Annotated in this window: 17 protein-coding genes; 6 read left to right on the forward strand and 11 right to left on the reverse strand. The window is 69.6% G+C overall.

Annotation, left to right across the window (positions count from 1 at the left end; translation table 11 throughout):
• Positions 1–21 precede the first annotated feature (21 nt).
• A complete protein-coding gene (locus OV427_RS19255) occupies positions 22–897 on the forward strand; it encodes a LysR family transcriptional regulator (protein WP_267857585.1) in 876 nt (291 codons plus the stop codon).
• Between the two features lie 8 nt (positions 898–905).
• Here OV427_RS19255 and OV427_RS19260 read toward each other — a convergent pair whose 3' ends face one another.
• Both OV427_RS19260 and OV427_RS19265 read right to left on the reverse strand, forming a co-directional pair.
• Positions 906–2,423 carry an acyl-CoA synthetase gene (locus OV427_RS19260; RefSeq protein WP_267857586.1) on the reverse strand — a complete coding sequence of 506 codons (1,518 nt, stop codon included), beginning with the start codon at positions 2,421–2,423 and terminating at the stop codon, positions 906–908.
• Positions 2,424–2,507: 84 nt separating this feature from the next.
• Positions 2,508–4,115: an LVIVD repeat-containing protein gene (locus tag OV427_RS19265; protein ID WP_267857587.1), complete on the reverse strand. Its 1,608-nt coding sequence runs from the start codon at positions 4,113–4,115 to the stop codon at positions 2,508–2,510.
• A 206-nt stretch (positions 4,116–4,321) separates the two neighbouring features.
• Between OV427_RS19265 and OV427_RS19270 the strand changes: the two genes are divergently transcribed.
• Together OV427_RS19270 and OV427_RS19275 are read left to right on the forward strand one after the other, a co-directional pair.
• Entirely contained in the window at positions 4,322–5,737 is a 1,416-nt protein-coding gene (locus tag OV427_RS19270) for a serine hydrolase (protein WP_267857588.1), read from the forward strand.
• Between the two features lie 67 nt (positions 5,738–5,804).
• Positions 5,805–6,011 (forward strand): hypothetical protein, encoded by a 207-nt coding sequence (locus OV427_RS19275; RefSeq protein WP_267857589.1) that lies wholly within the window; start codon positions 5,805–5,807, stop codon positions 6,009–6,011.
• A gap of 8 nt (positions 6,012–6,019) precedes the next feature.
• On the opposite strand, the gene OV427_RS19280 is transcribed toward OV427_RS19275, so the two are convergent.
• Positions 6,020–7,057 carry a synaptic vesicle VAT-1 family membrane protein gene (locus tag OV427_RS19280; protein WP_267857590.1) on the reverse strand — a complete coding sequence of 346 codons (1,038 nt, stop codon included), beginning with the start codon at positions 7,055–7,057 and terminating at the stop codon, positions 6,020–6,022.
• Between the two features lie 149 nt (positions 7,058–7,206).
• On the opposite strand from OV427_RS19280, the gene OV427_RS19285 reads away from it, so the two are divergent.
• Complete coding sequence (locus tag OV427_RS19285; protein WP_267857591.1) at positions 7,207–8,244, forward strand: lipase; 1,038 nt, start codon at positions 7,207–7,209, stop codon at positions 8,242–8,244.
• Between the two features lie 270 nt (positions 8,245–8,514).
• Entirely contained in the window at positions 8,515–8,898 is a 384-nt protein-coding gene (locus OV427_RS19290; RefSeq protein WP_267857592.1) for a hypothetical protein, read from the forward strand.
• Positions 8,899–8,964: 66 nt separating this feature from the next.
• On the opposite strand, the gene OV427_RS19295 is transcribed toward OV427_RS19290, so the two are convergent.
• The 8 genes from OV427_RS19295 to OV427_RS19330 form a co-directional block, all read right to left on the reverse strand.
• Positions 8,965–10,149 (reverse strand): alpha/beta fold hydrolase, encoded by a 1,185-nt coding sequence (locus OV427_RS19295; RefSeq protein ID WP_267857593.1) that lies wholly within the window; start codon positions 10,147–10,149, stop codon positions 8,965–8,967.
• Between the two features lie 2 nt (positions 10,150–10,151).
• Positions 10,152–11,807: a hypothetical protein gene (locus tag OV427_RS19300; RefSeq protein ID WP_267857594.1), complete on the reverse strand. Its 1,656-nt coding sequence runs from the start codon at positions 11,805–11,807 to the stop codon at positions 10,152–10,154.
• 235 nt (positions 11,808–12,042) lie between these two features.
• The gene (locus OV427_RS19305; protein ID WP_267857595.1) at positions 12,043–12,669 is read right to left on the reverse strand and encodes a hypothetical protein; all 627 of its coding nucleotides are present in this window, start codon (positions 12,667–12,669) and stop codon (positions 12,043–12,045) included.
• Positions 12,670–12,762: 93 nt separating this feature from the next.
• Positions 12,763–14,316, reverse strand: a complete 1,554-nt coding sequence (locus OV427_RS19310) for an acyl-CoA synthetase (RefSeq protein WP_267857596.1) — start codon at positions 14,314–14,316, stop codon at positions 12,763–12,765.
• 26 nt (positions 14,317–14,342) lie between these two features.
• Positions 14,343–15,338 (reverse strand): 3-oxoacyl-ACP synthase III family protein, encoded by a 996-nt coding sequence (locus tag OV427_RS19315; RefSeq protein WP_267857597.1) that lies wholly within the window; start codon positions 15,336–15,338, stop codon positions 14,343–14,345.
• Positions 15,339–15,350: 12 nt separating this feature from the next.
• Positions 15,351–16,067, reverse strand: coding sequence for a TetR/AcrR family transcriptional regulator (locus OV427_RS19320; RefSeq protein WP_267857598.1), 717 nt, complete (start codon positions 16,065–16,067; stop codon positions 15,351–15,353).
• Between the two features lie 130 nt (positions 16,068–16,197).
• Positions 16,198–18,315 (reverse strand): protein kinase domain-containing protein, encoded by a 2,118-nt coding sequence (locus tag OV427_RS19325; protein ID WP_324290064.1) that lies wholly within the window; start codon positions 18,313–18,315, stop codon positions 16,198–16,200.
• A gap of 165 nt (positions 18,316–18,480) precedes the next feature.
• Complete coding sequence (locus OV427_RS19330; protein ID WP_267857599.1) at positions 18,481–19,122, reverse strand: hypothetical protein; 642 nt, start codon at positions 19,120–19,122, stop codon at positions 18,481–18,483.
• 151 nt (positions 19,123–19,273) lie between these two features.
• On the opposite strand from OV427_RS19330, the gene OV427_RS19335 reads away from it, so the two are divergent.
• Positions 19,274–20,740, forward strand: a complete 1,467-nt coding sequence (locus OV427_RS19335; RefSeq protein ID WP_267857600.1) for a hypothetical protein — start codon at positions 19,274–19,276, stop codon at positions 20,738–20,740.
• Positions 20,741–20,782: the final 42 nt, after the last annotated feature.

Consider the following 20,782-nt stretch of genomic DNA (forward strand, 5'->3'; position numbering starts at 1 on the left):
CTCCATCCCATGGATGGAACGATGCCCCTGGAAGATTTGCGGCTCTTCGCGGCGGTGGCGCGTCACCTGAGCTTCGTGGAGGCGGCGCGGCGGCTCGGGGTTCCCACCAGCACGCTGAGCCGCAGGGTGGCGCACCTGGAGGAGGCCCTGGGCGCCCGCCTGCTCCAGCGCAACTCCAGGCGGGTGGGGCTCACCGATGAGGGCGAGCGACTGCTGGAGCGCGCCGGGCCGCTGATGGACGAGCTGGCCTCGGTGCTGGACCGGACGGTGGACCGCGAGGAGGAGCCAGCGGGACGGCTCCGCGTGACGGCGCCCGTGCTGACGGGGAGCCAGCGCATTGCCCCCGCGCTGTTCGCCTTCGCCGCGAAGCATCCGCGCATCACCGTGGAGCTGACCCTCACCAACACGGTGGTGCCCCTGGTCGAGGAGGGCTACGACCTGGCCTTCCGGATGGGCCCCATCCTGGACGCGGAGCTGGTGGCGCGGCGCATCGCGTTCGTGCCCTTCGCCGTCGCCGCGTCCCCGCGCTTCGTTCGCGAGGTGCTCCACGGCCGCACCCGGCTGGACCGCGACACGCTCGCCTCCGTGCCCGCGGTGGTGAGTCGGCCCGGAGGCACCTGGCAGCTCCGCCGGAAGGACGGCTCGCTCGATGAGCTGCGACCCAACGAGCGGCACACCGTGAATGACCCGAGGGTGGCGATTGCCGCGGCGGTGGAGGGCCTGGGCGTGGTCTGCGCGCCGCTGGACGCATTCACACCGCAGGGTGACAAGCTGGTGCGGCTCACGGTGGTGGGACGCACCGTGGAGCCGCGCGAGCTGTTCGCCGTGTATCCGTCACGGCGGCTGCTCCCCCGGCGCGTGCGCCTCGCGCTCGACTGGGTGAGGGAGCACTGCTGACCGTCGTCTCACGGCGCTCCATGCGCGGCGCTGAGCGCGCGCCGGTCCACCTTGCCGGGTGACGTGCGCGGCAGGGCGTCGATGAAGCGCACGGACTTCGGCGTCTTGTACCGGGCGAGCCGCCCCTCGCAGAACGCGAGGAGCGCCTCCGCCGTGGGCTTCGTGCCGGGACGGGCGACGACGAGCGCGCGCGGCGTCTCCCCCCACTTCGCATCGGGCACGCCGATGACGGCGACCTCGGCCACGTCCGGGTGGCCGGCGAGGACGCTCTCCACCTCGGAGGGATAGATGTTCTCTCCACCGGAGATGATGAGGTCCTTGCTGCGCCCGACGATGCGGAAGCACCCGTCCGCGTCACGGCTCGCGAGGTCGCCGGTGTGCAGCCAGCCTCCGACGAAGGTGCGCGCGGTGTCCTCGGGCCGGCGCCAGTACCCCGCGCACAGGTGGGGCCCACGCAGGAGCAACTCGCCCACGTCGCCCGGCTGCTGCTCGCCGTCAATGCGGGCCTCGACATGGAATAGGGGCACCCCGACAGCGCCCGGCTTGCGGCGCACGTCGCTCGGAGGCAGCCAGAAGTTGTTGGGCCCCGCCTCGGTGAGCCCGTAGCCCGTCTTGAAGTCCACGCCCCGGGCGAAGAAGCGCTCGAACACCGGGCCCGGGCACGGCGCGCCGCCGCTGATGAGCAGCTTGAGGCGCGTCAGGTCCACCGACTCGAAGCGCGGGTGGCGCTGCATCTCGATGAACATGGTGGGCACACCGAAGACGAGATTCACCACGCCCCGGTGCACCAGGTCGAACACGCCCTCCACGTCGAAGCTCCGGCACACCACGGAGGCGCCACCCACGTACACCAGCGGGGTGGTGAAGACGCTCAAGCCGCCAGCATGGAACAACGGTGCGTTGAGCAGCGCCACGTCGCTGGAATTCAGCCCCCAGCTCACCACGGTGTTCGCGGCATTGGCGGTGATGGAGCCATGCGTGAGCACCGCGGCCTTGGGCACGCCGGTGCTGCCGCCCGTGTAGCAGAGCACCCACGGCGCATCGGCCTCCAGCTCCAGCGGCGGGAGTGGCGCGGACGGGGCGGCGTCCCGCTCGGAGAAGGCGCGCTCGCCGGGACCGGGAGACTCCAGGCACAGCCAGTGCCGCACGAAGGACGCGCGGGCGCGGACGGTGTCCACCTGGGCGCGGAACTCGGAGCCGAAGACGAGGACGGAGGGTTCTGCGTCCGCGAGGAGCGCACCCAGTTCCGCGGGACTCAGGCGCCAGTTGAGCGGCTGGAGGATGGCGCCCAGCTTGGCGCACGCGAAGACGAGGTCGAGGAACTCGACGCAGTTGTACGCGAGCACGGCGACGCGGTCGCCCCGCTGCACGCCGAGCGTGTGGTGCAGGAAGGCGGCGGTGCGTGACGCGGCGGCGTCCCACTCGCGGAAGGAGATGCGACGCTCGCCGTGGTTGGCGTCGATGAGGGCGGTGCTGTCGGGGTCGAGCGCGGCGCGCCGGGCCAGCCAGTCATGGACGATGGGCATGGCCCCGCACGCTAGCCGACCCGAAGGGGTGAGTGCCCGGCCGATGCACACCGGGGCCGGGCACACCCGCTCCCGAGGTGACGGCTACGGCTCCGGGAAGATGAGCAGGCCCCGCGACGTGTCGACGACGTAGACATAGCCGTCACCGGGCACGCGCATGCCGATGGCGCCGTCATGGAACATGTTGCCCCGGGCCCGGTCGCCCTCCCGCCAGGTCTGGTAGTAGGCCACCTCCTTCGGGTGCTTGGGCTTGGACACATCCAGCACGCGCACGCCGTGCTGGTAGTGCGAGAGGTAGAGCCGGTCGCCCTTCAGCTCCATGTTGTGGATGGAGACGCCCGGGGTGAGGCCGTACTCGCCGATGCGCTCCACATTCGCCGGGTCGGTGATGTCGAGCACGCGAAGGTGGGCGCCCCAGTCCTCGCCGCCCTCGAAGGCGATGACGCGTCCCTTGAAGACGCCCACGCGGTGGGTGTGGCTCGTGGCGCGAGGGTACGTGTACTGGCCGAGCTTCACGACGTTGAGCGGGTCGCTCACGTCGAGGATGAGCAGACCGGCGCGCCAGTGGTTGACGTAGAGCCGGTCGCCCTGAGCGGTGGCGTCATGGGGGAAGGTGGCGACAGTGGGGTCGACGCTGGGGTCCTGGTGCCGGTTGAGCAGCACGGGCTGCTTCGCGTCCGTCACGTCGAAGATGAGCGTCTGCGGCGTGGGCGCGGCGGACATGGAGTAGAGCCGGTTGCCGTCGACGTAGAGGGTGTGCGCGTTGAGATAGCCATTGCCGGGCACCGCGCGGAGGAACGCGGGGGCCGCGGGGTTCGAGATGTCGAAGACGAGGACGCCGCGCACGCCGCTGGCGACATAGAGGGCATCGTCCTTGGCCCACACGCCGTTCCAGTAGCTGTCACCCGGGAAGAAGATGGACTTCACGAGCCGGGGCGAGGTGCGGTCTGCCAGGTCATACACGTAGAGACCGCCGGGCCCGAAGAGCGGGTCCTCGAGCGCGACGACGTACGCATGGCCATGGGTGACGAAGACGTCCGCGGCGATGCCGCGCGGCACGATGCCCTCTCCGACGAGCGACAGGCCACCGGAGGACTCGCCTTCACCGGGGCGCCGGGAGACCTTCTCCGCCTCGAAGGTGGCCTTGTACGTGGCGTTCCCCCCGAGGCAACTCACGTAGCAGCCCGTCACGCGCTTCGACCCGCGCGCCTTGCAGCCCACGAAGGACGAGCGGTACTTGCGACCATCCCGGAGCGTCCCGGAGTTGGAGAGGAAGAATGTCCCCGCGCCCACGCGGGCCTCGCCCACGGCGTAGCCGTCCCAGAAGACACGGCCATCGGCCTCGAAGCGGAGGGCGGAGATGGACTGGTCGTTGTCGTTCTCCAGGATGCCGTCGCCGACGAGGTGGAGCGTGAAGGGGCCCTGGGCGTCCAGCGCATCCAGGCTCTCGGTGTCACAGCGGGACAGGTCGAAGGCCTCGGGAGTGCCACACTCGGCGGTGGAGCTGCCGTCGGTGATGGGCCGACACGCGGCCAGCCGCTCTGGAGTCCAGTCTCCCTCGTCCTGCTTCTTGAGCTCCTGCGCGGGGGAGGGGGTCGGAGCGGCCTCCTCCACCGGTTCGGAGCCACAGCCCAACAGCGACCACGCTACGGCCAGGACTGGCGCCATGGCGCCACGGAACCACGTCTTCATGCGGTCCTCCTCGACTTCGTCTGAAATGCCCGTGGCCTCGCGAAGAAGGCGGCAACAGGCAGGCGGCCCCTGAAGGGAAATCGCAACGCGCGGGCAGGCCTGGCATATCGACGTGCCTCCGTTTCATTGCGCGAGGGTGGACCTCGGCATGGAATGCCGGGGACGGACGGAAGCGACGACGCGAAGCGGCATCAGGGAGCCAGCACATGCGGGATTCGGCACGGAGCGTCTTCATCGGAATGACGGGAGCGCTGCTCACGGTGTCCCTGGTCTGGGGCCCCGAGGCGAGCGCGGCACCCCGCAAGGCACCGCGAGAGAACACGCAGCGGGTCAGGAAGGCCTCCGCCTCGCTGGAGCGGGAGCTGCTCCGAACAGTGACGGAATCCGGCTTCGACCAGGTGCTGGACTTCAAGCGCAACGGGGAGCGCATCGCGCACGTGCCGAACGTGGACGTGGCAGTCATCGAGCTGGACGCGGAGGGCCGGCCCGTCGCTGCGGCCAACGTGCTGCTGTCACGCGACTACCCAAAAGGCGTGGGGGTGCCCATCGACCCGAAGACGTGGGGCACGACGGCGGTGCGCTACACGCGGTGGGATTTGGAGCGGTGGGACGGGCAGAAGGGGTGGGCTGACGCGACGGCGGAGGAGGACGTGGTGCCGGGGCGCGAGAAGGCAAAGCTGCGCTTCATGGCGCCCTACCCCGCCTCGCTGTTCAAGCTGATGATTGCCTTCCGGGTGATGCGGCTGGTGGACCGGGGCGTGGTGACGCTGGCGCAGCCGTGGCGCTTCCTGCGGGACACGGAGGACAAGGGCGAGCGTCCGGTGTGGCGGTGGATGGAGCCGATGGTGACGGAGTCGGACAACGGCTCCACCGAGGCGCTGGTGAAGCTGCTGCACGAAAAGGGGGAGCTGGCGGGACTGAACCAGGAACTGGCGGAGCTGGGGCTGGGGACGTTGCAGGTGAATGGCACGTCACCGGTGACGGGGCGGAGCTGGAACCCGGGCAGCATCCACATGACGGCGCTGGATACGGCGCGACTGCTGTTGCTCATCGAGGGTGGGCCGGGAGTGCTGTGGCGCACGCCGGCCGGCCGCGAGGTGACGGCGGCGGAGCTGTCGTCCGCGTCGCGGGTGTACTTGCAGTCGCTGCTGGCGGACCAGGCGCTGCACGAGGCGCTGTCGTCGACGGTGCTGTGCGGAGACCCGAAGGCGGAGCCGGGCATCCCCGCGGCGGAGCCGGCGCGGTGGGTGGACCCGAAGGACGGCACGGTGACGGCGGCGGAGACGGCGTTCGGCAGGGACACACGGCCATGCAACGCGGCGGCGCAGGTGACGTTCCTGCACAAGACGGGGCAGACGGAGAACTACGGGAGCGACGGCGGCATCGTGCGCTCGCTGCCGGGAGCGTCACCGCGTCACTACATCGTCGTGTTCCTGTCCAACCTGGGCAACCGCTATTACGACGCGTCGGTGGCGAGCGCCGCGGACCCGTCGAAGGGCGAGGACGGCTTCCCCTCCGTGAGCACGAAGATCAGCTACACCCAGCGCATCCCCGCGCTGGGCCGCCGCATCGACACGCTGATGAAGGAGCGGCAACGGAAGCAGGGCCGTGCGGGCCAGTAGGTGAGGTGACGCGCCCGGCGCAAGTCGCTACCTTTCGAGCATGGCATCGCGAGCAGAAGCCAGGAACGTGAAGGACGAGCTTGGCCGCCGCCTTGCCGGCACCCGCTGGCTCCGAGGCATCGGGCTTGCCTCCGAAGGTGGCGACTACCACGTGAAGGTCAACGTGGAGGCGCTCACCCCGGAAGTCCGCGCGGCCGTCCCCCGTCAGTGCGGCTCCGTCCAGGTACGCATCGAAGCCGTCGGAGACCTCCATGCTGGGGGCCAGGAGCCCTGAGCCGCCGCTCACGGCACCAACACCAGCTTGCCCACCGTGGTGCCCGACTCCAGCGCCTTGTGGGCCTCCGCCACCGCGTCCAGCGGGAAGGGCGTCACGCGCGGTGACACCAGCTTCCCCTCCTCCACCCAGCCCAGCAGCCGCGCCATGGACTCCGCCAGGACGTCGCGCTGCTCGAACAGATAGGACAGGTTGAACGCGAGCACGCTGGTGTTGTCGTTCGTCAGCGTGAGCGGGTCGAAGCGCGGCGTCCGCAGCCAGTCCCACGCCAGCTTCGCGTAGTTCGGCTTCCCACCCGTGCGCGGCAACATGGAGTGGAAGCCGTAGATGACCAGCTTCCCCGGCGACGACAGGTGCTTGTAGCTGTCGCGCAGCGTGGACGGCCCGTTCGCATCCAGCACCACGTCATACCCCTTGGGCGACGCGCGCTCCGCCGCCGCCCACAGGTCCTCGCGACTCTTGTCGATGACCACGTCCGCCCCCAGCTCGCGCGCCGCCTCCACCTTGTGCGTCCCGCCCACCACGCCCACCATCCGGCACCCGGCGATGCGCCCCAACTGCAACAGCGCGCTCCCCACCCCACCCGCCGCCGAGTGCACCAACACATTCGCCCCGGGCCTCGGGCGCGCCAGTTCGAGCAGCGCGTAGTACGCCGTGAGGAACACCGCGGGGAACCCCGCCGCCTGCTCCATCGTCAGCCGCGACGGCAGCGCGAACACCTGGTGCCGGGGCACGGCAACGTGCGTCGAATACCCACCGAAACGTGTGACACCGAAAACCCGAGCCCCCACCGCCAGGTCGGTGACGCCTGGGTCCACGGAAACCACCGTTCCTGAGAATTCGAAACCCGGGGTGATGGGCCACCCGACGTACTCCTTCGCCGAGGCGTACAGCCCCATGCGAATGACGCAGTCCGCATAGTTCACTCCGATGGCTTCCGTGGCGACCACCACCTCGCCCGGCCCAGGTGAAACCTGATTCAGGTTTTCAACATGGAGCCGTTCGTACCCACCCGCTTTTGAAATCACGACCTTGCGTGCGCGCATGCACACGTGAGTATCACGCAACGCAGCGCGACAACGTGCGTGCACGTCCACTCGACTGACGACGCGCGCATGAACTGTCATTACACTGTGTATCGCGCTCGAGGACTCTTCCGTTCCGCGCGCACCCCCCAACAATCGAAGGAGAAGTCATGCGACTGCGGCATTCGCTCTACCTCGCGGGCACGCTGCTTTTCGGTGTCACCACTGGCTGCGGTGAGGGCCTCGAGCCGGACTCCACCCTCCCGGAGACGCCCGCCGTCGAAGCGCCCGCGGGCGAGCAGCTGGGCACCGCGGAGTCCGCCGCGGTCACCACCGGTGTCACCACGCACTTCAGTCAGTGGCTCGGCGCCAACGGCTACAGCAGCTATGACTTCGTGCGCGCGGACCTGTCCGGCGGCAGCTACGGCGGCAAGGCCAGCGGCACGGACACTGTGGTGAACCAGCCCGTCATCTTCATCCACGGCAACTCGGACAAGGCCATTGGCACGGGCACCGTCGGCCAGACGGGCTGGTCCGCCTCCGTCGATTACTTCCTGGCCAATGGCTACAAGACGAGCGAGCTGTACGCCACGACGTGGGGCCCGGCCAGCGCGGCGATGTCCGCGTACCAGTACCACTCGAAGGCGAACGTGATGAAGGTGCGCAAGTTCATCGAGGCGGTGAAGGCGTACACCGGCGCCTCCAAGGTGGACATCGTCACGCACTCCATGGGCGTCACGCTCGCGCGCAAGGCCATCCTGGGTGGCTGGGCGAACGACCTGGCCGACGGCGGCGACTACTACGTGGGCGCGCCGCTCACCGGCTCGGTGGACACCTTCGTCGGCATTGCCGGCGCCAACCTCGGCCTCACGTCCTGCTACCAGACGGGCCCCGGCACGCCCACGTGCGGCTCCACCAACGGCCTGTACCCGGGCTACCTCTACTTCGGCTTCGTGACGGGCCGCTCGACGTACCTCAATGATTTGCTCGCCTCGAGCGGCTACGAGGGCGCGTACCGCTACAGCATCTACTCCACCGCGGATGAGGTCATCGGCTACAGCGGCATCGTCTACGGCAGCTACACCTCCCGCATCCCCGGCCAGACGGGCGAGAAGGTGTACTCGGCGTACCCGTACGGGCACTTCAACTCGAAGGACCTGACGGCGGCCGTGCAGTACAGCATGGTGCGCAACCACAGCATCCCGTAGCCCGGCACGGGCCGCGCCGCGCCGACATGTCGGAACCCGACACGACCTGGGGTGCCCGACACGTCGGCCGGCGGCGCGCGAAGCCCGAAGCGACACAGCCGACGCGCAACCTCGCGGAACGAGGCCGGACGACCCGCGCACGCGCGCTGGCACCCGCCTTGCTCAACCCCGCTGCGACCCTGACAGCACGGTCGCCCGCTTCCGATTCACGGCGGCGGGCACGTCCAACGCGCACGGCGCTTCGCCGTGCGCGTGTCCGCGAGGTTTGCCATGTCCACCAACCCGAAGAAGATGACCCCCGCCCAGGCCGCCCAGATTCTGCGCAACCACCCCATTGAAGCGAAGGGCTCAGTGCGCGCGGCGGACGCCAGCTACAACGTCTGCCTGGGCTATGAGGACGGCGAGTTCACCCTGTCCTGGTCCGCGACGTCCGTGGGCAAGTGGGACTGGGTGGGGCTCTACACGGACTCCTCGCAGCCCAACGACGACAAGGTCGCCTGGCAGTGGGCGAGCGACGGCAACTCCTACGGCACCGGCGAGAAGGTGCAGCCCGGCTTCCAGGCCCGCTACCTCAGCTGGGACACCACCAGCGGCCAGTACGTCGTCGTGGCGCAGACGGCGGGCTTCCCCAACACCACGGTGTGCTCGTCCTGACGACGAAGGCCCCCACCCTCGCGCAGGCGAAGGCAGGGGCCTCGGGAACTTCATGGCCTCACGGCCTCACGGGTGCGGAGCGTTGGCCGGCGCTGGAGTGCCCTCCTGGCTCGGCGTGGGTGGAGGCAGGCTCTCCGGCGCCGGCGTTCCGGACGGGGGAGCTTGCGGCTTCGGAGCCTCGGGCTTCGGCTCCGTGCCCTCGGGCACCGCGATGCGCCCCTGGGCCGCGTCGCGGAGGAAGGGCAGCACCACCTCGTTGAAGCGCGCGGGGCAGTCGAGCTGCACGGTGTGGCCGCAGCCCTTCAGCGGCACCAGCTTCGCGCCCGGAATGCGCGACGCGCCGTACTCCATGATGTCGCGCGTCTCGCCGCCGTGGAGGAACGGGTTGGGGATGAGCCGGTCATCCGTGCCGTAGACGATGAGCGTGGGCACGGTGATGTGGTGGAGGCTGTCGCGCACGAAGTCGTTGTGCGCCAGGCCCTTCACCGTGCGCACGTTGGCGTAGGCGTACGCGTCGAACTCGGGCGACTTCGCCACCCGGACGCGCTCCTCGACCAGCCACTCCAGCTCCGGCCGCCAGTTCATGAAGTTGCCCTGGCGCACGCTGCCCCAGATGGCGGACTCCGGCGCGCCCTTGATGAACTCCGTGCTCATCACCCGCTCGAACCAGGCCTTCTCCTTCCAGGAGAACTTCTCGAAGCCCGCGGGCGACACCAGCACCAGCGCGCTCAGGCGCTCCGGGTAGCGGATGGCGTAGGAGAGCGACGTCTGCCCGCCCATGGAGTGCCCGGCCAGAATCGGCTTCTCCACGCGCAGCGCGTCCGCCACCTCGAGCACCACGTCGGCCATGGCCTCCATGGTGTACGGGAAGGTGCCCGGCTTGTCGGACTTGCCGAAGCCCGGCAGGTCCACCGCGACGACGTGGTAGCCCTGCTGGTGGAAGGCGTCGAGCTGCGAGCGCCAGAACTTCAGGTACGAGCCCAGGCCGTGGACGAAGATGACCGTCTTCGCGTCCGGCGAAGCGCCGGGCATGTCCACGTAGGCCACTTCGGGCACGGTGGGCATGCCGTACTGCGCGGCGGTGCGCGGCAGCGGCATCCGCTGCACGGGCCAGGGCTGCTTCGTGCCCTCGGCGGTGTAGTCCAGGTCCTGGAAGGAGATGGCGGACTGGCCGGCGAACGAGCGCACGCAGCCAGCGGAGGACAACCCCGCCGCGAGGAGCAGGGCGGTGAAGGCGCGGGAGGTGCTCATGGTCAGAACGCGTACCAGGTGAAGGTGGTGAAGGCCGCCCACGGGTTGCTCCGCACGGTGGGAGCACCGTCGTAGAAGCTGCCGCGGATGAGGTAGCCGGCGTGCAGGCCGGCCGTCATGAGATAGCGGATGTGGTAGCGCAGCTCCGCGTTCACCTCGGTGCCGATGAAGCGCCCGCGCCGCACCTCCGGGTTCCACCGCGTGGGCGTGGCGCCCGTGTTGGCGATGCCCGTGCCCACCTTGAGGTTGAGCTTGTTGGGGACGATGTCCCACGCCGCCGTGGCCATGCCGGCGCGCAGGCCGTAGCCCTGGTTGGAGATGTCCGACACCGCGCCCGTGTAGTTGTTCACGGTGCTGGTGAAGGGGAACAGGATGAGCATCTTGTGGTTGAACCACACCGCGCCGGGGATGCCGTACTGGTTGAGGGTGAAGGCGCCGGTGTAGCGCTCGTCCTGCGTGTTGCTGTCGCCGGTGGTGAACATGCCCTCCAGCGTGAGCAGGTCCGCGGGCCCGCGGCCCCACTGGTACATCAGCTCCAGGTTGGCGGAGAGGCCGGAGATGCTGAGCGAGTCCAGCACCGACGTCTCCGGGTCGTCGCTGGTGTACTTGCCGCCGTTGTACATGACGAAGCCGGACGCGCCGAGCCGGCCGTTGCGCAAGTCGATGTTGTGGTTGAAGTGCGCGCCCACCCAGACCACGTCGCCGGTGGGGCGCTCAATCGGAAAGCGCGCCGTGCCCACGAAGCCGGGGAGGCCGGTGGAGGACGGGCCGCTCTTCACCAGGCCCTCGAACGCATACGCGTCGCCCTTGGTGTTGTCGTTGAGGTACCAGAACGACAGACCCACGTTGGTGTTGGGCCGGACCGGGTAGACGTAGTCCGCCATGGCCAGCCAGATGTACTTCAGCCGGGGGTCGTTCTGCTCCGCGCGGTCCGACTGCGCGCTGCCCAGCGGCAGCAGCGTCAGGCGCGCCTGGCCCTTGTAGCTGCTGAAGAGGGACAGGCCGGTGGCGTCGCTGCCGAGGAAGGCCAGCTTGTAGCCGGTGCGGACGATGTCCGACAGCGGCGTGCGCGTCGGGTCGAACGGGGTGTCGTAGACGGGCTGCGTGCCGATGAGCAGCGTGAGCTGTGCGGGGATGCGCGTCGGGTAGATGGCGACGTTGACGTTCTTCGTCTGGATGTTGACCTGGTCGGCATTGAAGCCGCCGCCCTCGTTCTGGCCAATGGTGTTGGCCGAGCGGCCCCAGAGGAAGTCCACCTCGAACTGCGCGCGGAACGAGGCCAGCCCGTCGACGAAGTAGGGGCTGTACTCGATGACGGGAATCCAGCGCTGCTCGACGAAGTACGCCGAGCGCCCGGGCTCCACGCCCACCACGCTGCCGACGGGTGAGCCGATGGGGCCCAGCGCCACGCCGCGGAGGCCGGCCGGGTCACCCACCTGGTTCGTCAGCGACAGGCGCGTGAAGAAGTAGTTGATGAGGATGAACTCGCGAGGCTTCGCGTCCTCGTCGCGGTCCTTCTCCTCCAGCCAGTCGCCGTAATAGAGGCCGGGGACCGGCGTGCTCTGCGCGGCCGCTGGCAGTGCCAGTCCCGCGAGCCCCAGCGCGAGCGCCACCGCGCCGCGCCGCAGGGCGCGTGCTTCAAGCCACCTACCCGTCATATCCACCTCGGCCCCGAGCAGGGGGCGCCCCGGGCTCACCGGGCTCAGATGTCATCGTGCGTGCTGCGGATGCGTGCGCCGGGGCCCTTCATACCTCGCCAGGAGGAGGGGACGGGCGGTGCGGCGGTACTCCAGACCACCACCACCGGGATGACCCCCATGCAGGGCGCCCACCCGGCCCGTCACCGGAAGGAGAGAGGAGCACGCCCTCCTGCCGGGACGGAGGGAGTACGACCTACGGGAGGACGTAGGTCTGCACCGCGTTGCCGGAGAACGGCGCCTTGTTCAGCGTCACCGTGCCGTCGGCGCCCACCGCGCCGTTGGCGCACTTGCTGCCCGTGGCCTGGCCCTTGAAGAAGAGCTCCAGCTTCAGCTGCTTGCGGTCCGCGGAGAAGCCACCACGGCCCTCCTGCACGAGGCCGCCCGGGAAGTTGAACGTCACGTCGAAGCAGCTGCCGTCCGCCGCCACGTTCTCCATGACGAGCGTGGTGGAGGTGAAGGACAGCGGGTTCTTCGCCAGGTCATGGTTGCAGGTGCCGCCCGGCTGACCGACGCCCGGCGAGCCCTCGATGGTGCCGGGGATGCTGTCGACCTTGAAGTTGCCACCGGCCACGCTCATGGTGACGCTCTTGTAGCACTGGGTGGCGGCGCCGTAGTCGATGTCCTCGTTGTAGCCATTCGGGTGGCTGGGGATGTTGGCCCCGGTCATCTGCAGCGACTTGCCGTCGAGGAACGCGAGGATGTTGGCCTGGCTGTCCAGCTTGGGCGTGTTGTCCGGCGGGTCGACGACGGGGTCGTCCTCACCGCAGCCAGCGAAGCCCAGCGCGCACAGCACCACCGCCGACAGAATCTGCTTCTTCATGGGGTTGCTCCTCTTCCTCCGGCGGCACCGCCGGGATGACGTGACAGTCGATAGGAGAGGGCCGCCAGCGTGGGGCCCTCCCGACACCTGCATTCAGCGGGCTTCGCCGTCGGCGGCGATGGCCGCCTCGCGCAGCTCGCGCTTGAGAATCTTCCCCGCCGCGGAAATCGGCAGGCGCTCCACCACGTCCACCCGCTTGGGCACCTTGAAACGCGCCACCCGGCCGCGCAGGTGCTCCAGCAGCGCGTCGGAGGAGGCCTGCTCCCCCGGCTTCAGCACCACGAAGGCCCGGCCAACCTCGCCCCACTTCGCATCGGGCACGCCCACCACCGCGCACTGGCCCACGGCGGGGTGCTCGTAGAGCGCGGACTCCAGCTCCAGCGGGTACACGTTCTCCCCACCGGAGATGAACATGTCCTTCTTGCGGCCCGCGATGAAGAAGAAGCCGTCCGAGTCGCGGCGCGCCAGGTCGCCGGTGTGGAGCCAGCCGTCCGCGTCGATGGCCTCGCGCGTGGCGGCCTCGTCCTCGAAGTAGCCCGAGCACATGGACGGGCCCTTGAGCACCAGCTCGCCCACCTCGCCCACGGGCACCTCGCGGCCGTCATCGTCCACCAGCTTCGCGGCGATGAAGTAGTTGGGCCGGCCGATGGAGCCCGCCTTGGACACGGCGAACTCGGGGCCCATGCTGAACAGGCCGGGGCCGAACTCCGTCATGCCGAAGCCCTGCTTGAAGGGCACCGGGTGCACCGCCTGCCACGCCTGGATGAGGGGCACCGGCAGGGCCGCGCCGCCGCTGGTCATGAAGCGCACGGTGGAGAAGCTGGTGGACTTGAAGCGCGGCGACTCCTGGAGCTGCTGGTACTGCGTGGGCACCGCGAAGAAGAGCGTCACCTTCTCGCGGGGGATGAGGTCCAGCAGCGCCTCCGGGTCCCACCGGCGCATGATGACGACGGTGCCACCCACGGTCAGCAGCGGCACCGTGTACACGAGCAGCCCGCCCGTGTGGAACATGGGCGTGTGCGTCACCGTGACGTCGCCGGGGAGCACCTCGTGCACCAGCGTGTTGAGCGTGTTCCACGCCACCATGCGGTAGCTGACGCGCGCACCCTTGGAGCGGCCGGTGGTGCCACCGGTGAAGAGCAGGCAGAGGATGTCCTCCTCCGCGACATTGTCGTTCGTCACCGGCGAGGCGGGCACGTGCGCCAGCGCCGTCGCGTACGCGTCCGCCCCGGGCAGCCCATGCGACTCCAGGGACACGAGGCGCACGGAGTCGCCGATGCGCTCGCGCACCTGGGCGACGCCGTCGCGGAAGTCGTCACCGAAGAGGAGCACGCGCGGGCGGATGGAGCGGACCAGGTCGGTCAGCTCGGCGGCGTGCAGGCGCCAGTTGTAGGGGACGAAGATGGCGCCAATCTTCCCGCAGGCGAAGAGCGCGTCCAGGTACTCCACGCCGTTGTGGGCCACGAGCCCCACGCGGTCGCCGCGCTTCACCCCGGCCACGTCGCGCAGCCAGGCGCCCAGGGCCTCGGCGCGGGCGTTGAGGGCGCGGTAGGTGAAGCGGCCGGCCTCACCCTTCGCGGTGTCCACCACCGCCACGTTGTCGGGCCAGTACAGGGCGCCCCGGCCCATCCAGTCTCCGATGAACATGCGCGTCCCCTCCCCAGACATCCGGCTCAGGCCGTCCAACGATAGAGGGCGGAGGCCATGGCGAGGCCGCCGCCGCTGGCACAGAAGGCCACCAGGTCCCCACGCCGCACCTTGCCCTGCACCACCGCGTCGTCGAGCGTCATGGGGATGCAGGCCGAGCCCGTGTAGCCCCACTTGTCCATGGTGTAGTGGGCCTTCTCCATGGGCTGGTCGAGCGCCTTCATGGTGGCCTCAATCGTGCGCAGGTTGAGCTGGGTGAAGACGAAGAGCTTCACGTCGTCCAGCGTCTGGTTCTGCCGCTTGAGGAGCTGGTCCAGCAGCATGGGCCAGCGCTCGGTGTTGAACGTCGCCGGGAACTTGCGGACGAACTGCACCGAGGGCTTGCCGTTGGTGAGCAGCAGCGTCTCGGGGGTGGCCGGGCGGTGGGTGCCGCCGGTGTAGATGCCGAGCGCGTCGTGGTACTCGCCGTTGGCCAGGAGCTTCGCGCCCATGAAGCCGGGCTTCTCGCCCGCGCCCAGCACCACCGCGCCCGCACCGTCCGCGAACAGGGTGCAGGTCTTCTTGTCCTTCCAATTCACATAGCGCGTCATGCCGTACGCGCCGACGACGAGGATGCGGCGGTAGCTGTCATCCGCGGCAATCGTCTTCGAAGCCACGTCCAGCGCCGTCACCCAGCCCGCGCAGGCGCAGTTGAGGTCATACGTGCCGGCATTGGGAGCACCCAGCTTGGCCTGCACCACGGAGGCGGTGGCGGGGCTGAGGTAGTCCGGCGTGTCGGTGGCGATGACGATGAGGTCCAGCTCCTCCGGCTTCGTGCCGGAGCGCTCCAGCGCCTGGCGGGCGGCGGCGACGCAGAGGTCACTGGTGGCCTGGTCGTCCGCCATGACGTGGCGCTGCTTGATACCCACGTTCTGCTGGAGCCACTCGTCCACCTTCTCGCCGAGGATGTTCTCGATGTCGGCGTTGGTGAGGACCTTCTCGGGGACGTAGCGGCCGGTGGCCAGAATCTGGGCGTATCGCATGGCGGGTGTTCTTCAGCTCCGGGCGCCGCGCGCGGGACGGCGCGTGGGGCGCAGGGTGTTCTTCTTCGGTTTCTTCGAGGCGGCGGAGGCCGCCTTCACGGTGTTGCGCGCGACGGGAGCACGGGTGTCGATGCCGTGCTGGATGAGGCTCATGGCGGTGTCGAGCACACGCTCCAGGCCCGGGTCCTCCTCCCAGAGCACCCAGCGCATGCCGAGGAAGTCGCCGATGCCCATCAGGCAGTAGGCGAGCGCCTCCGGGTCCATGCGGCGCACCTCGCCGTCCTCCATGGCGCGGGTGAGGCCGGTGACGTAGCCCTTGGCGAAGCGGTCGTAGTAGCGGCGGTAGCAGGCGGCGTCGACGAACTCGGCCTGGCGCACCACGCGGTAGAGGTTGGGGTGCTGGCGGACGAACTGGAAGAAGGTGCGCAGGCCCTCGCGCTCCACGTCGACGCGGCCGGTGCAGGCGGCGGTGGACTCGGCGATGAGGCGGCGCAGGCGCGTGCCCAGCTCGTCCACCACTTCGACGAAGATGGACTGCTTGTCCGGGAAGTAGACGTAGAAGGTGCCCAGCGCCACGCCGCCCTTGCGGGTGATGTCGGCGATGGAGGCACGCTCATAACCCTTCTCCCCGAAGACCGACTCGGCGGCCTTCAGCAGCTTCGCACGCGTCCGTTGCCCTCTGGGCGTCACGGGTCCGGTGCGGTCTGGAGAAGTTGAAGGGCGATTCATGTTTCACCTAGCGGTAGCACCCGGCTGATGGGCTTGTCAAAGCGCGGAACTTGGCTCCGCGCGTCATGAAATTGGCGCAACGCGGAGCGTCAGCGCTGGCAGTGGAATGCGATGAGAGCACGGGCGGGGCTCAGGGACCAGAGTCGGTCTTACCGGACCCATTGAGGACCCGGTCCACGTAGTCACGGATGGTGGAGGCGGGAATGCACAGCTTCCTGCTCCGACTCTTGTCCGTGGGCGCGAAGCCGCTGTGGACGAGCCCCATGACGGAGCCTGCTTCGTCGAGGACGGGCCCTCCCCCCAGCGTCCCGTCATTGCGCTCGACCTCGATGAGGAACCTGCCATCCGGGGCCTCCACGGAGGGGAGGACCCGCCCCACGAAGCGCGTCAACCGCGACTCCACCCTGCCCGGGTATCTGGGCAGCTGACGCAGCTGGAGTCCCTCCACGAGGATGGGCCTTCCCTCCATGACGGAGGCCCAGGAGGCGAAGCGGTCGGGGCGCAGGTCGGCCTTCAGGAGCGCCAGCCCGAGCTTCTCGTCCACGTCGATGCGCTGGACGTCGTACCGCATCCCGTCCAGGAGCTCGATCTGCGCGCGCTCCCTGGAGCGGCCCTCGTCGAAGACGTTGCTCGCCGTCACGAGGTGGCCCCGGGCCGTGACGAAGAAGGCGGTGGCGAACATCCGGTCTCCGATGAGCAGCCTGGCGGCCACCTGGGGTGCGTCCTTCATGCCGGGCGGGAGGCTGTCCCAGGCGGAGGTGGCGCCGTCCGGTTCGCTCGGGCCTTCTCCTGTTTTCGGCGGGGCGTCACTCGCGAGCCGGAGGAGGCCTTCCCGCACGGGAGCGGCCAGGGGCAGCAGCATGAGGACGACGGCTGTGAGCGTGACGGCGACGGAATACCGGCCGAATGCGCGCCCATGCCTCCGAGCCCCCATCCTCGCCCAGCCGGCGAGCCGCGCGGGCCCCCTGGAGTCGCGCACGCGCTCCAGCGCCTTCCTGAACGCGCCCATGTCCGCGTGCCGCTTCTCCACGGCATCCCACGTGGCGCCCAGGAGGACCTCCCTCAGCAGGGCCGAGCACTTCAGCCCGTGGATGACCGGCTCTCGGGCGACGCCGGACGGCGGGAGGTGGCCCCCGTTGAGCGTGAAGAGGAGGGTCATCCCCAGCGAGTACACGTCGGCGCGCGCATCCGGCTCGGCCCTGCCGTCCAGCACCTCGGGCGCGGCGAAGCCGTACTTGCCCATCATCCGGCCCTCGTGCGTCGCCGCCGTGGTGTCCTCGGCGCGCACCAGGTCGAAGTCCGACAGGTGCGCCACGCCCGCCTCGTCCAGGAGGATGTTGTCGGGCGACACGTCGCGGTGGAGCAGCTTGTGCTGGTGCGCGAAGGCGAGCGCGTCGCAGACCGCCAGCGCGATGCCCAGCACCGCCTGCTCCCCGGAAGGGGCGCGCTGCTTGAAGTCGCCGCCCTTCAGCAGCTCCATCACGTAGTAGAGGTGGCGGGCTCCGTCGTCCCGCTGCTCCTCTCCCTTCTTGAGCAGCACCTTCACGATGTTCGGGTGCGAGAGCTGGGACATCTTCTCCGCGCCGCGGAAGAAGCGGTCCACGCGGGTCGGCTCCCTCACGAGATGCCCGTGCAGGACCTTGATGGCCACGTAGCGCTCGCGGCCATGGTCCCAGGCCTCCCAGACGGCGCCATATCCGCCCGAGCCGAGCAGCTCCAGGAGCTGGTAGCGCCCATCCCCCAGGAGGTCTCCCGGCTGGAGCTCCACGCCCGTCGCCGCGCGGCGCTTGAGGCGGCGGATGGCTTCGAGCAGGGCGCCCGTGTCCTCGCCTCGCCCCAGCGCCGCCGCTCGCTGTTCGTGGAGGAGACGAAGCTCCTCGCTCAGCCGGGCATCCCGGGGAGGCGTGTCTCCCCGGGCGACGCGCGCGGGCCCGCTGGAGAGCTCCTGGAGGCAGCGCTGGAAGTGCTCGGCCACCTGCAGCGCGCGACTGAGCTGCCAGGCGCGCTGCAGCCACTGCATCAGGGGAACCGACCCATCCGCGAGTCGCTCGATGCCGTTGAAGCGGAAGAGCGTCGCCATCAGCGTGGCCGCCGGAGACACGCCCACCGGAATCGAGGCGACACACCCGGGGTCGATTCCTTCCAGGAGCGCCAGCTGGGTGCCCTGCCCCGCCAGGTCGCAGTTGAGCGCGACGTCGTGCAGCTCGAGGATTCGCTCGTCGGGCAGGTGGCGGAAGTTGGGTACCAGGAGTCACCGCACCGGGCCTGTCGCTTCGAAGGCCGCGAAGAGCGCTGGAGCATAGCCGCTCGCCCGGGTCCCCTGAACGGGGCCTTTGTAGGAGACCTGCTCCGTCACTCCAGCCTCGTGTGCGCCTCCGGACAGAAGCGACGGCCCAGGTCTTCGCCCACCCGGTCAGCGTGTGAGGAACGTGGCGGCGGCGTGCTCGCGCAGGGGGGCGAAGGACTGGAGCGCGTCCGGGCGCCAGGCGTCGAGCGCCCTCGGCAGGCGCTTGAGGCGCTCACGCTCGGTGCGCTCCTTCGTCGCGCGCAGGGTGACTTCGAGCGCTGACTCCAGGGCGCGCTGGGGTGAAAGGCGCGGAGCCTGGGCCAGCTCCTTCGCGGAGAGCGCGAGGAGCCACTGCTCCTGCGCGTAGGAGGCGTGCCGGAGCCAGGCCTGCTGCCGCACGGGGAGGAGGCGGGGCACCTCGGTGGCGATGGAGCCTGGCGCGGCGCGGATGAAGCGCGTGTCCGCCAGGAGCCGCTCGCCCACCACGCGAGCGATGTGCATGGGCGGTGGGCCCTGGGTGAGGAAGCGTGGGTCGATGGGGCCGTCCTGACAGCAGACGAGGGCGTCCGCGAGGCTGGGGAAGGCCCACAGTACGCAGCCTCCGGACTTGCGGCGTTCCTCGGCCAGGCGCAGGCCGCGCACCTCGTGGACGGAGAGCCTTCCCGCACGCTCCAGCTCCAGCCGCAGCTCCGCCAGGGCAGGAGCCTGGAGGCCCGTCACCGCCGTGGACGGGAGGGCTTCGGGGAGCAGCAGGAAGTGTTCCTCCATGGGCCGCATGCTGTGGGCAGTGGAGCACGGCGCGCCAGTGTCACGGTGAGGTTGTCGGTGGGTGATCGGCGGTGAGACGGGACGCGTGTTCCATGCACCAGCGCAGCATCCCCGCATAACGTGGAACCCTCTTTGGGTCCGAGGGTTCCCCATGCCGCTCCGTCAGGCTGGCGCCGTCCTGCTGATGCTGCTGACCGCTTGCAGTGGCGTACCTCGAGTCACGCGTGCCTCGGCGGATGACGGTGCGGTGGGAGCCGGTGCGGCACGGTACGGGCTGAGCGTCTTCTCTCCGCGCACGGTGTCGGGCGAGCCGGTGGAGGTGAACGAGGACGACTTCACGGAGGCAGTGGCGAGACTGGCCCGCGAGGCACGTCCCGTGGCGCAGCCCCAGGCAGAGGCCCGACAGTTGTTCGCGGAGACGCGTGAGGCCCAGGCACGGGGCGAGCGTGTCATCCGCCTGGCACCGGTGAACGTGAGTGGCACCGCGTCGCGGGCCGAAGCGGAGCTGACGCGCGAGTACCTGCGCTGGTGCCAGCGCACGCAAGGCGGCGGTGACTGCCTGCGCCTGCTGGTGGACGGGCCCACCGTGCGCGGTGACGACAGGTACGCGCTGGCCCTGGCGATTTCATTGGGCTCGGTCATGGCGGAGACGACTCAGGCCCTCAAGGGCATGGTGCAGCCTTCCGCCGTCCTGGCCCTGCTGGTGTGGACGGCGGTCGTCTACCTGCTGCTGTGGGCACTGCCCGACCCACTCTCCAAGAGCATCGCAGCGGGGATGACGGTGCTGCTGCTGGGCTGGCTGGGCGTGGACACCCTGTGGAGCCTGATGCGCGGCTGGGTGCGGCTGGTGGAGGACGCCGACCGGGCCTCCACCTTCGACGAGCTGAGCGAGGCCGGAGAGAAGTTCGGCCGGGTGATGGGCGAGAACACCGCGCGCGTACTGGTGATGGTGGCCACTGCCGCCCTCGGTGGCGCTGTGCCCAAGTTGACGAAGCTGATGCCGAAGCTGCCCGGCTTCACGCAGGCAGCGGTGCAGGCCGAGGCACAGGGAGGACTCCGACTCGCGTCGGTGGCCGAGGTGGAGTCGGTGGCCGCCTCGTCCGAGGGCACCTTCTCCGTCTTGATGAAGAGCCCGGGAAGCCGGGCGGGCGCGGCGGCCGCGGAGTCAGAGGCCGCAGCCACCACCATCATCCGGCACCAGGGCGGCAACCGGCAGGTGCTCACTGGCGGCCAGCGCTGGCACGTGCCCGCGAACAAGCCGCTCAAGGACATCCCGACGGCGGACCCGGTGGGAGACCAACTCCAGGCGGCGGCGACCCGTATCTCCGAGGAATGGGGCCCCCACATGCTCAGGGCGCAAGAGCGTGAAGCCATCAGGCAGGCCACCGCACAAGGAGACCACTGGCTGGCACGTCTTCTGGAGCGACAGGCCCGAGGTCGCTTCGTGGAGAGCCAACTGAACGAACAGTTCCGGGGACTGAAGTGGAACAGGACCGGAGTCGATGCAATTGACCCTGTGACGGGCTACAGGTACGAGATTCTCTCCGGCACGGTTTCGAACCTGGCACTTCATGGCCAGCGCATGGCGGGCGTCCTCTTCCGCATGATCACCTTCTGAGTCGACCGGCAGCCGGTGACCCATGATTCAGTTCAGCGACCG

Origin of the sequence: Pyxidicoccus sp. MSG2, from assembly GCF_026626705.1 — a bacterium.
In the GTDB taxonomy this organism is placed as follows: domain Bacteria; phylum Myxococcota; class Myxococcia; order Myxococcales; family Myxococcaceae; genus Myxococcus.